The organism is Nonomuraea turkmeniaca (assembly GCF_005889735.1).
Taxonomy (GTDB): domain Bacteria; phylum Actinomycetota; class Actinomycetes; order Streptosporangiales; family Streptosporangiaceae; genus Nonomuraea; species Nonomuraea turkmeniaca.
This window is the reverse complement of sequence record NZ_VCKY01000014.1, coordinates 72447-84440: the sequence shown is the minus strand read 5'-3', so window position 1 is coordinate 84440 and position 11994 is coordinate 72447. Positions and strand designations below refer to the sequence as shown.

Genomic DNA, 11994 nt, shown 5'->3' with positions numbered 1-11994 from the left:
CGCCTGGTGCGAGTCGGACGCGGTGACCCGCGTCCTCTCCCAGATCCCGGGCAGCGCCACTGTCTACCATGACGGCCCGGGCCACACCCTCTACGGCAACAACGCCTGCGCCCGCACCCACATCAACCGCTACTTCACCGACCGCACCCTGCCCTCCCACCCGACAAAGTGCTGACACCACGCACCGGCGTCCTCGGACCAGCCGCTCGTCAGGACCGGGCGGTGGCGGTCGGGGTTCCGTGCCAGCTGGTCCACAGCGCAGCATAGGAGCCGCCCTCGGCGACCAGCTCGTCATGCGATCCCAGCTCGCTGATCCGTCCGTCCTCCACGACCGCCACCCGATCCGCGTCGTGCGCCGTGTACAGCCGGTGCGCGATCGCGATCACCGTACGCCCGTCCAGCACAGCGGCCAGGGACCGCTCCAGGTGCCTGGCTGCCCGAGGGTCGATGAGGGAGGTGGCCTCGTCCAGGACCAGGGTGTGCGGGTCCGCGAGCACCAGCCGGGCCAGCGCCAGTTGCTGGGCGTGGGCAGGTGAGATGGCGTGCCCGCCGGACCCGACCTCCGTCTCCAGCCCGGAAGGCAGCTCCCGCACCCAGTCGAGCGCGTCCACCGCCTCCAGCGCCTTGCGTACCGCCGCGTCATCGGCGTCGGGCCGGGCGATCAGGAGGTTGTCACGTACGGTGCCTTTGAACACGTGATGCTCCTGGGTGACCAGCGCTACGTGGCCCCGCAGGTCGTTCAGCGGCAGGTCCACGAGTGGCACGCCGCCCACGTTCACCGAGCCGGTACGCGGCCCGTGAATGCCCGCCAGCAAGCGCCCCAGCGTGGACTTGCCCGCCCCGGAGGGCCCCACCATGGCCAGCCGTTCGCCCGGCTGGACGGTCAGCGACACGCCGTGGAGCACGTCGCGGCCCTCACGGTAGGCGTACCGGACGTCGGAGGCCTCCAGCAGCTCTCCGGAGGGCTGTGTGGAGGAGGCCACCCGGTCGTCGGGCACGTTGGCCACACCGAGGAGCCGCGACATGGCGGCCCCGCCCACCTGCAGCTCATCGATCCACATCAGAAACCTGTCGAGCGGGTCGATCAGCTGCTGAGCGTAGAGCGCGGCGGCGGTCACCTGGGCGAGCGTCACCCAGCCGTTGGCGTAGAAGAGCCCGCCGACCAGCAGCGCACTCACCACGGGGATGACGTAGCCCAGCTCTACGGCGGGATACCACCTGACGCGCAATCCGAGCGTGTACCGCTCGGCCGCGTACGAGCGCCCGATGTCGCCGTCGGTACGCGCCCGGCGGCGTTCCTGGAGGCCCAGCGCCTCCACCGCCCTGGCGCCCTCGACGGTCTCGGCCAGCCCTTCGGTCATGTCGGCGTATGCGGCGTTCTCGCGCAGGTAACCGTCGCGCGCCCGCTTCAGGTACCAGCGGGTGGCCACCCAGAGCACCGGGCCCGCGACCAGCATCGGAAGCATGAGGAGCGGACTGACCAGCACCAGCGCGCCCATGGTGATCAGGAACGTGACCATCGCGATCAGCGTCTCCGGCACCGCGTGCCGGACGGTGCGCGACAAGGAGTCCACGTCGCGCGACGTTCTGGTGATCAGGTCGCCGGACCCGGCCCGCTCGACCGTGGACAACGGCAGGGCGAGCACCTGGTCCACGAACTCCTCACGCAGCTCGGCCAGCACCTTCTCGCCGAGTTTGGCGGAGGCCAGCACGGCGTACCTCATGAGCACGCCTTGCAGCAGCAGGAACCCACCGATGGCGGCGGCCACGGCGGCGATGTTGACCTCTGCGCCGCGCTCGACGTTCTCGACCAGGCCACCGAGCTGCCACGGCACGACCAGCCCGGCCACGGCGGCCAGCCCGTGCAGGAGGAGAGTCACCGCGAGCCGGCGCGGGTATTTGAGCGTCAGCCGCCTGGCGTAGGCGCGCACCTGCTTCCGGTCGGCGACCGGGAGGATTTCACGAGCCACGAGTCAGTCCTCCTGAGAGCGAGGGCGTGCGCCGACACTCCCGAGACGGCAAGGACATGTCCACCCCTTCCGGAGAGGACCAAGGCGCACGCCGATATAGCCGCGATGGCCAGGGCAAGTGCATGCCAGCCCGATCGAGTACGGGCACGCGTCGGCGCTCCCGATAGGTCCGAGGCATCGGTCAGTCCTCTCCACGGGTGACGGTCGCCGCGTATTCGGGCGAGCTGTCCAGCAGCTGCCGGTGCGTGCCCTCGGCGAGGACCCGGCCGTCCTCGACGTAGATCACGTGGTCCGTACGGTCGAGGACCAGCGGGCTGGTCGTGCAGATCAGCGTGGTCTTGCCGACGCGGCTCTTGGCCAGCCGCTCGGCGATGCGGGCCTCGCTGTGGGCGTCCACGGCGCTGGTGGGCTCGACCAGGATGAGCACTTCGGGGTCGGCCAGCAGCGCCCTGACCAGCCGCAGCCGCTGCTGCTGCCCACCGGAGAACTCCCGCCCCGCCTCGGCCACCCACGTGTCGAGCCCATCGGGCAGAGCTTCGATGATGTCGTCGGCACAGGCCGTGTAAAGCGCCTCGCGCATCCGCTCATCGTCGGCGACCCCGCTGTCCCACACCCGCAGCCCGCCATCGGCCAGCCCGCCGCCCGTCAACCCGCCGCCCGTCAACCCATCGGTCAACCCGCCGTCCGTCAACCCGCCATCGGTCAGCCCGCCATGGGCCGCCATTTCGCCCCCAGCCTCGTCATGCGCATTCTTGGAGCCGCCGCCGTCCGAGCCGCCGCTGCCTGCCCGGCCGCCCCGTCCCCCAGGAGTACCGGCCGGAACGGGGGCGTCCAACCGGCCGGAAGCGGCCGGCCGGTGGTCCGACCCGACTTTGGAGTCGGGGCCGGAGTCGGGGCCGGCTTTCGGGTTGAGAGCGACGTCAGTGTGAAGGCTCGAGTGAGTGCGGACGATCGCGTCGGTGCCGGCGTTCGCGCTGGTGTCGCCGGTCACGGCGCTGCCGACGACCGGGCCGGCGTGGACGGTCGCGGCAGTGCCGGCGGCCGGGCTGGTGGGGATGGTCAGTTCGTCGCGGAGGCGGCCGGTGAAGAGGCGGGCGGCGTTGTCGGCGACGAGGATGCGGCGGCGGACCTCGTCCAGCGGCAGGGTGCTGAGGTCGGCCGCCCCGAACGTGACGTCCCCGCTGGTATAGCGGCCCAACCGGTCGGCGATGGCGATGGCGTCCTCGGGCGCGCTCGCGGCCATCGCCGTGAGCACGCCCGGCTGCACCGTGACCCCGCTGTACGAGTCCCGCAGCACCCCGCCCTCGCTGCTCCCGTGACCGCCCTGGACCTCGGGCTCCATGGACAGGATGCGGATAACCCGCCCGGCCGCCACGTGCCCCTTGGTGAGCTTGTCGGCCATCTCGGTGAGCGTGCGCATGGGACCGATGAGGAACACCGCGTACAGGTAGAACGCGACGAGTTGCCCGGTGGGGATCTCCCCGGCCACGGCGAAGGAGGCGCCGATGCCTGTGACGATCGCGATGAGCAGGCCGGGCAGCAGGATCTGGGCTCCTTCGAGCACCGACTCGACGCGGGACACGCGTACGCCGGCCTGCCGCGCCCGCTGCGACTCCTCCCGGTAACGCTCGGCGAACACCTGCTCGCCGCCGATGCCACGCAGCACCCGCAGGCCGGCCACGATGTCGGCGGCCCTGGTGGACAACTCGCCGGTCAGCTCGCGCTGCTTGGCCTGCCGCCGGTGCAGGGGCCTGAGCAGCGGCCCCACGGCGACGGCCATGAGCGGCACGCCGAACAGCACGAGCAGCCCGAGCGGCAGCGAGGTCGAGATGAGGATCACGGTGACGGTGATGATTGCCACGATGGCGCCGATGCCGCGCAGCAGGATGTCCATGGAGCTGCCGATGTGGGCGATGTCGGAGTTGCCGACGCTGACGACTTCGCCGGTCGAGAGCCGTTTCGGCAGCGTGGCGCCGAGCCTGGCGGCCTGCCTGGCCGTCAGTTGCACGGTGCGGTACGCGGCGGCCAGCCAGTTGTAGACGGCCAGCCGGTGCCGCATGACCCCGCCGAACGCCTGCAGCAACCCGAGCCCGAACAGGATGGACGCCCAGGTCAGCAGCGCCTCGGTGTCCTTGGCGGTGACGGCTTCGATGCCCTTCCCGAGCACGGCCGGCATCAAGGCCTGCACCAGCCACCACAGGGTCGCGTAGCCGATGCCCGCGAACAGGGATGGCGCCTGCCGCCGCGCGGTCCACCACAGGTAGCGGAGCGGGCTGCGGATGTCGGGCACGCCGGGATCGGCCTCAGGAAGGGAGCGCATAGAGACTCAAGGTTGACAAGGCGTCCCCCGGCCCGGCAAACGGTTTTCGCGCGCCGCCAGCGGCTGCCGGTGACCGCCGAGGGGGATCGGGCGGCTGCCCGGCGCCGCCGCTGAAGACCCGGCCGCGGTCAGACGGCACGGAAGGCCCGCCACGTGTACACCAGTGCCACCAGGGCCGTGACCGTCAGCAGCACGTACCCGATCGTGTACGCCCCGGTGGCGCTGTACACGGCCCCCATCACGAGCGGCGGGAAGTACCCGCCCAGCCCGCCGGCCGCGCCCACGAGCCCGGTCACCGTGCCCACCTTGGACGCCTCCACGAGCTTGGCCACCAGCGCGAACACGCCGCCTGTCCCCAGCCCCAGGAAGAAGGCCATGAGCACGAAGCTCGTCCCGGCCGGCACCTCGAGCGGCGGCCGCGCGGCCAGCACGAGCGCCATGACCGCGATCCCGGCGAACGCGATCAGCAACACCCGCACGGCCCCGATCCGGTCGGAGAGTGTGCCGCCCAGCGGCCTGGACAACACGGCCGCGATCGAGAATCCGGCCGTACGCAGTCCGGCGTCCGTCAGGGCGAACCGGTAAATGTTCTCCAGCAACGACGGCAGGTACGTGGAGAACGCCACGAATCCGCCGAACGCGACCGCGTACAGGAAGGCGCACTGCCAGGTCGCCTTGATACGCACCGCCTCCCGGGCCGCCGGGCCGGAGGCGGTGGTGGGCGACCAGCGGGGCGAGTCGCGACTCGCGACCAGCATGATCACGCCGGTCACCGCCAGCAGCACTGCCATCAGCACATGCGCCGTCGCTCGCCCGAAGGCCTCCACCAGGCGCGGCTCGAAGAACGCCGACAGCGCGGTCCCGCCCATGCCTGCCCCGAACACGCCGGTCGCGAAGCCCCGGCGGGCGGGCTCGTACCAGGCGTTCACGAACGGGATGCCGATCGCGAACGACGTGCCCGGAATGCCCAGCAGGAATCCCCAGAACAGCAGCCACCCGTATGAGTCCGACCACCCGACGAACAACACCGGCACGATGGAGGCGAAGCAGACGACGGCGAACATGCGCCGCCCGCCGAACCGGTCGGCCAGCATCCCCGCGGGGATCCGCCCCAGAGCACCGACCAGCACCGGGATCGCGATCAGCAACGACGTCTGCGTCGGCGACAACCCGAGCCGCCTGCTGTAGCTTCCCGCCAGCGGCCCGATCAGGTTCCACGCCCAGAACGTGACGGCGAACGCCATCGTGGCCAGCGCCAGGTTCCGCACCTGACCTTTACGAAGCTCAGACATATACCCTGTGTAACAGAGAGCTACTTTCTGTGATGAAGTGGGGGTATGAGCGCGGAGGACGTCCTACTGAAGATGGGCCGGTTCCTACGCAGGTCGGCCACGAGCCCCGACCTGCGGGCCGTCTACCTGACGGGCGGTGTCGAGGGTGACGCCTTCTACCGGGACCGGTGGAGCCACGACAAGGTGGTCCGCTCCACGCATGGCGTGAACTGCACGGGTTCGTGCTCCTGGAAGGTCTTCGTCAAGGACGGCATCATCACCTGGGAGGCCCAGCAGACCGACTACCCGAGCGTCGGCCCCGACCGCCCCGAGTACGAGCCGCGCGGCTGCCCGCGCGGCGCCGCCTTCTCCTGGTACACCTACTCGCCGACCCGAATCCGCTACCCGTACGCCCGCCGCGTCCTGGTCGACATGTACCTGGAGGCACGGCAACGCCTGGGCGACCCGGTGGCCGCCTGGGCCGAAATCACGACAAATCCGGAAAAACGGGAGAAATACCAGAAGGCTCGCGGCCACGGCGGCCTCATCCGCGTCACCTGGGACCTGGCCACCGAGATGATCGCCGCCGCCCACGTCCACACCATCAAGGCCTACGGCCCCGACCGCATCGCCGGGTTCTCCCCCATCCCGGCCATGTCGATGGTCTCCCACGCGATCGGCTCCAGGTTCGTGTCGCTCATCGGCGGCGCGATGCTCTCCTTCTACGACTGGTACGCCGACCTGCCGGTGGCCTCCCCTCAGGTGTTCGGCGACCAGACCGACGTGCCGGAGTCCGCGGACTGGTGGGACGCCGCGTACCTGATGATGTGGGGCGCGAACGTCCCCGTCACCCGCACCCCGGACACCCACTGGATGGCCGAGGCCCGCTACCGGGGCCAGAAGGTCGTGGTCGTGAGCCCCGACTACAACGACGCGGCCACGTTCGCCGACGAGTTCCTGAGCGTGCGGCCGGGGACGGACGGCGCGCTGGCGATGGCCATGGGGCACGTCATTCTCAAGGAGTTCTTCGTCGACCGCGAGACGCCGTTCTTCACCGATTACGTCAAGCGTTTCACCGATCTGCCCTTCCTGGTACGGCTGGACCGGAACGAGAACACCTACGTACCCGGCAAGTTCCTCACGGCACGCGACCTGGGCTCCAGCGAGGAGGCGGCCGAGTGGAAGACCGTGCTCATGTCGCGGGAGGGCGTGCCGGTGGTGCCGAACGGCTCGGTCGGCTTCCGCTGGACGGAGTCCGGCAAGGGCCGCTGGAACCTCAACCTCGACACCGACCCGGAGCTCACGCTCCACGGACGCGGTGAGCCGAAGGAAGTCCTGCTACCCCGCTTCGACGGCGGCGGCGTGTGCCACCGCGGCGTGCCGGTGACCAGGATCGGGGACCACCTCGTCACCACGGTGTTCGACCTCCTGATGGCCCAGTACGGAGTCCGGAGGGAAGGGCTGCCCGGCGATTGGCCGACCGGTTACGAGGACGTGGCGCAGCCGTACACGCCGGCCTGGCAGGAGCCGATCACCGGCGTGCCCGCCGACCGCGCGGTCAGGATCGCCAGGGAGTTCGCCAGGACGGCGGAGGCCTCGAACGGCCGCTGCATGATCATTCTCGGGGCGGGCACCACGCAGTGGTTCCACGGCGACACGATCTACCGGGCGTTCCTGTCACTGCTCCTGCTGACCGGCTGCCAGGGCCGCAACGGCGGCGGCTGGGCGCACTACGTGGGCCAGGAGAAATGCCGCCCGCAGACCGGATGGGCACTGCTGGCGGGCGCCACGGACTGGTCACGCCCGCCCCGGCAGACCCCCGGCACGCCGTTCTGGTACCTGCACACCGACCAGTGGCGTTACGACCGCTTCGACGCCGGCGAGCTCACCTCGCCGCTCGCCCGTGGCACGTTCCGCGGCAAGCACACCGCCGACCTCATCACGGAGGCCGTGCGGAACGGCTGGATGCCGATGTCCCCGACATTCGACCGCAACCCGCTGGACCTCGGCGACGCGGCCGACCCCATCGCCCACACCCGCGCCGAGCTGCGCGCGGGCCGGCTCGGGTACGCCGCCGAGCACCCGGACGACCCGCGTAACTGGCCACGCGTGCTCACCCTCTGGCGCTCGAACCTCCTCGGCTCCTCCGCCAAGGGCGACGAGTACTTCCTGCACCATCTCCTGGGCGCGACCTCCAACCTGGAGCACCCCGACGAGGAGGCGGCGACGGGCAAGCTGGATCTGCTCCTCACTCTCGACTTCCGGATGACGTCCTCGACGGTCTTCTCCGACATCGTGCTCCCCGCCGCTACCTGGTACGAGAAGCACGACCTTTCGTCCACGGACATGCACCCGTTCGTGCACGCGTTCAACCCGGCGATCTCCCCTCCATGGCAGACGAAGACGGACTTCACCGCCTTCCACCTCATCGCCCGCGCCTTCAGCGACCTCGCCAAGGAGCACCTGGGCGTCCGCCGTGACGTGGTCGCGGTGGCACACCAGCACGACACCCCAGGCGAGCTGGCCAGGGACGTCGGACCGGACCTCAAGCTCGTCGAACGCGACTACGGCGCGATCGCCGAGAAACTGGCCGCGCTCGGCCCGCTCACGGAGAAGCTCGGCCTCCCGGTCAAGGGGGTGACCTTCCTTCCCGACGAGGAGGTCGCCTGGCTGGGCCAGCGGTGCGGCCTCGTCCCGCGCGGCGTGGCCAAGGGCAGGCCCGAGCTGGACACCGACTCCAAGTGTTGCGAGGCGATCCTGGCCCTGTCGGGGGTGAGCAACGGCCGCCTGGCCGCCCAGGGTTTCCGGCAACTCGCCGAACGTACCGGCACCGACCTCGACGGCCTGGCCCACGAGGGGCACCGGATCGTCTTCTCCGACACCCAGGCCAGGCCGGTGCACGTCGCCGCCAGCCCCGAGTGGTCGGGCAAGGAGTCGCACGACCGCCGCTACGCCCCCTTCACGATCAACGTCGAGAACGGCAAACCCTGGCACACCCTCACCGGCCGCATGCATTTCTTCCTCGACCATGACTGGATGCACGAGTACGGCGAGGCGCTGCCGATCTACCGCCCCCCGCTGGACCTGGCCGCGCTGCTGGGCGAGACCGGCACGCTGCGGTACCTGACCCCGCACAGCAAGTGGTCGATCCACTCCGAGTACCAGGACAACCTGCTCATGTTGTCCCTCTCCCGCGGCGGCCCCACGATCTGGATGTCCGTCGAGGACGCGGCCAGGATCGGGGTGGCCGACAACGACTGGATCGAGGCGGTCAACCGCAACGGCGTGGTCGTGGCGCGGGCGATCGTCTCCCACCGCATGCCGCCGGGCACGGTCTACATGCACCATGCCCAGGACCGCCTGATCGACGTGCCGAAGTCGGAGGCCACCGGCCGCCGCGGCGGCATCCACAACGCGCTGACCAGGGTCCTCATCAAGCCGACCCACATGATCGGCGGCTACGCCCAGCTCTCGTACGCCTTCAACTACCTGGGGCCCACCGGCAACCAGCGCGACGAGCTCACCACCATCCGACGCAGGTCCCAGGAGGTACGTTACTGATGCGGATCATGGCCCAGATCGCCATGGTGATGAACCTGGACAAGTGCATCGGGTGCCACACCTGCTCGGTCACGTGCAAGCAGACCTGGACCAACAGGCCCGGTGTCGAGTACGTCTGGTTCAACAACGTCGAGACCCGCCCCGGCCAGGGCTACCCCAGACGGTACGAGGACCAGGACCGCTGGCGCGGCGGCTGGACCCTCAACCGCAAGGGCAAGCTCGAACTGCGGGCGGGCGGCCGGCTGCGCAAACTGCTCACCATCTTCGCCAACCCGATCATGCCGTCCATCCAGGACTACTACGAGCCCTGGACGTACGACTACGAGAACCTCACGAACGCGCCCCTCTCCAGCGACATCCCCGTCGCCCCACCCAGGTCACTGATCAGCGGCGAGCCCACGAAGATCAGCTGGAGCGCGAACTGGGACGACAGCCTCGGCGGCGACCCGTCGCCCGACCCCGTGCTCGCGCAGGTGTCGGACCAGGTCAAGCTGTCGTTCGAAGAGGCGTTCATGTTCTACCTGCCGCGCATCTGCGAGCACTGCCTCAACCCGTCATGCGTGGCCTCCTGCCCGTCAGGCGCGCTGTACAAGCGCGAGGAGGACGGCATCGTGCTCGTGGACCAGGACCGCTGCCGGGGCTGGCGCATGTGCGTGACGGGCTGCCCGTACAAGAAGATGTATTTCAATCACAAGACCGGCAAGGCCGAGAAGTGCACGTTCTGCTACCCGCGGGTGGAGGTCGGCCTGCCGACGGTCTGCTCGGAGACGTGCGTCGGCCGCCTCCGCTACCTCGGGGTCCTGCTGTACGACGCCGACCGCGTCTCGGCGGCGGCCTCGGTCCCTGACGAACGCGATCTGTACGAGGCCCAGCTGGACGTCTTCATCGACCCCGACGACCCGGCCGTCGCCAGTGCCGACCTGCCGCCCGACTGGGTGGAAGCCGCCCGCAGATCGCCCGTGTACCAGCTGATCAAGAAATACCGGATCGCGCTCCCCCTGCACCCGGAGTACCGAACCCTGCCCATGGTCTGGTACGTCCCGCCGCTCTCCCCCGTCGTGGACGCGCTCGCCGGCACGGGCCACGACGGCGAGGACGCGGTCAACCTGTTCGCCGCCATCGAGGCGCTGCGCATCCCCGTCGGCTACCTGGCCGAGCTGTTCACCGCGGGCGACCCCGCGCCGGTGAACACCGCGCTGCGCCGTCTGGCCGCGATGCGCTCGTACATGCGGGCGGTCAACCTGGGCGAGCCGCACCCGGTCCCGCCCGACGCGGGCCTGTCGGAGGACGAACTGCGCGACATGTACCGGCTGCTGGCCCTGGCCAGATACGACGAGCGTTACGTGATCCCGACCGCGTACGGGAACCCGCCAGGGGTCGTGGAGGAGGGCGTGTGCAGCCTCGACTACGACGGCGGGCCCGGCATGCAGCAGCCGTTCGGCGAGGCGTCGGGCCGTCCCGTGCCGGTCTCGATCGAGAACTTCCACGGCCTGAAGGAGCGCCAGACCAGCGACGAGATCACCCACGACCGGGTGAACCTCCTCAACTGGGACGGCCGCGGCACCCCGGCGGGCCTCTTCCCGCCACGGAGGAAGAAATCATGACCGAGCCCGCGCTCTGGCAGGCGGCCGCGCACCTGCTGGCCTACCCCGACGAACGGTTCTGGCGGCGGCTGCAGCTGATCAGGGAGGCGGCGGAGCCGTACTTCGCCGAGTTCCTGGCCCGGGCCGCCGAGCTGGGTCCCGGCGAACTGGCCGCGCACTACGTGGAGACATTCGACCTGAACCGGCGCTGCTGCCTCTATCTGACCTACTACACCGACGGCGACACCCGGCGCCGGGGCGAGTCGCTGGCCGCGCTGAAACGCCGCTACCGCGCCGCGGGATGGGAGCTGATGGACGACGAACTGCCGGACTTCCTGCCGGTCGTGCTGGAGTTCGCCGCGGTCGACCCCTCCGGGGCCGGGCTCCTCGCCGAACACCGCGTGGGGCTGGAGCTGCTGCTCGCCGCCCTGACGGCACGCGAGTCGCCGTACACGCACGTCATCGGCGCCGTGTGCGCCGCGCTCCCACCGCTCACCGCCGCCCAGCGCGCGGCGGCCGGCCGCCTGGCCGCGGGCGGGCCGCCCGCCGAGACCGTGGGGAGGTACGCGTGAGCTGGGGCGAGAGCATGTTGTGGATCGTGGCGCCGTACATCACGATCGTGATCTTCGTCGGCGGCCTGATCTGGCGGTACCGCTACGACAAGTTCGGCTGGACCACCCGCTCCTCCCAGCTCTACGAGAGCCGGCTGCTGCGCGTGGCGAGCCCGCTGTTCCACTACGCGCTGCTCTTCGTGATCGTCGGCCACATCACCGGCCTGCTCATCCCGCGGAACTGGATGGAGGCCATCGGCGTGAGCAACCACGCCTACCACGTGAACGCGCTCACCTGGGGCGGGATCGCCGGCCTGGCCACGCTCGTGGCGGTGGGCCTGCTGATCTACCGCCGTCGCACCGTCGGCCCGGTGTTCCTGGCGACCACGAACAACGACAAGACCATGTACGCGGTCCTGGCGCTGGCGATCCTCTCCGGCGTGGTGACGACGGTGGCGGGGTTCGTGCCGAGCGAGGTCAGTTATCGGACCACGGTCGCACCCTGGTTCCGCGGCGTGCTCATCCTGCAACCGGATGTGACCGCGATGGCGCACGCGAGCGGCCTTTACAAGGTGCACACGTTGATCGGGATGGTGCTGATCGTACTTTTCCCGTTCAGCCGCCTGGTGCACGCGCTTTCCGCCCCGTTGGGCTATTTGTTCCGTCCTTACATCGTGTATCGGAGGCGGCCGAGGTAGCGCGCCACGGCTCCCGGGAGGGGTCTCCGTGCGCCAGAAT

General features: G+C 70.1%; 8 protein-coding genes. 5 read left to right on the top strand and 3 right to left on the bottom strand.

Annotated features, from left to right (window positions below; translation table 11 throughout):
* Window positions 1–22 precede the first annotated feature (22 nt).
* On the top strand, window positions 23–175 hold the full coding sequence (locus tag ETD86_RS59925) for an alpha/beta hydrolase (RefSeq protein ID WP_211369861.1): 153 nt from the start codon (window positions 23–25) through the stop codon (window positions 173–175).
* 34 nt (window positions 176–209) lie between these two features.
* Here ETD86_RS59925 and ETD86_RS06485 read toward each other — a convergent pair whose 3' ends face one another.
* From ETD86_RS06485 to ETD86_RS06470, 3 genes are all read right to left on the bottom strand, one after another.
* Window positions 210–1970 carry an ABC transporter ATP-binding protein gene (locus ETD86_RS06485; RefSeq protein WP_138665180.1) on the bottom strand — a complete coding sequence of 587 codons (1761 nt, stop codon included), beginning with the start codon at window positions 1968–1970 and terminating at the stop codon, window positions 210–212.
* A gap of 181 nt (window positions 1971–2151) precedes the next feature.
* Window positions 2152–4290, bottom strand: coding sequence for an ABC transporter transmembrane domain-containing protein (locus ETD86_RS57950; RefSeq protein WP_246147692.1), 2139 nt, complete (start codon window positions 4288–4290; stop codon window positions 2152–2154).
* 128 nt (window positions 4291–4418) lie between these two features.
* On the bottom strand, window positions 4419–5582 hold the full coding sequence (locus ETD86_RS06470; RefSeq protein ID WP_138665179.1) for an MFS transporter: 1164 nt from the start codon (window positions 5580–5582) through the stop codon (window positions 4419–4421).
* A 45-nt stretch (window positions 5583–5627) separates the two neighbouring features.
* On the opposite strand from ETD86_RS06470, the gene ETD86_RS06465 reads away from it, so the two are divergent.
* Genes ETD86_RS06465 through narI form a run of 4 tightly spaced genes read left to right on the top strand, consistent with a single transcriptional unit; the run spans window position 5628 to window position 11954 of the window.
* The gene (locus tag ETD86_RS06465; protein ID WP_138665178.1) at window positions 5628–9122 is read left to right on the top strand and encodes a nitrate reductase subunit alpha; all 3495 of its coding nucleotides are present in this window, start codon (window positions 5628–5630) and stop codon (window positions 9120–9122) included.
* Window positions 9122–10726, top strand: coding sequence for a nitrate reductase subunit beta (narH, locus tag ETD86_RS06460; RefSeq protein WP_138665177.1), 1605 nt, complete (start codon window positions 9122–9124; stop codon window positions 10724–10726). The genes ETD86_RS06465 and narH overlap by 1 nt, the downstream gene beginning before the upstream one ends.
* Complete coding sequence (gene narJ / locus ETD86_RS06455; protein ID WP_138665176.1) at window positions 10723–11277, top strand: nitrate reductase molybdenum cofactor assembly chaperone; 555 nt, start codon at window positions 10723–10725, stop codon at window positions 11275–11277. Before narH ends, narJ begins: the two co-directional genes overlap by 4 nt.
* Window positions 11274–11954: a respiratory nitrate reductase subunit gamma gene (gene narI, locus ETD86_RS06450; RefSeq protein WP_138665175.1), complete on the top strand. Its 681-nt coding sequence runs from the start codon at window positions 11274–11276 to the stop codon at window positions 11952–11954. The genes narJ and narI overlap by 4 nt, the downstream gene beginning before the upstream one ends.
* Window positions 11955–11994: the final 40 nt, after the last annotated feature.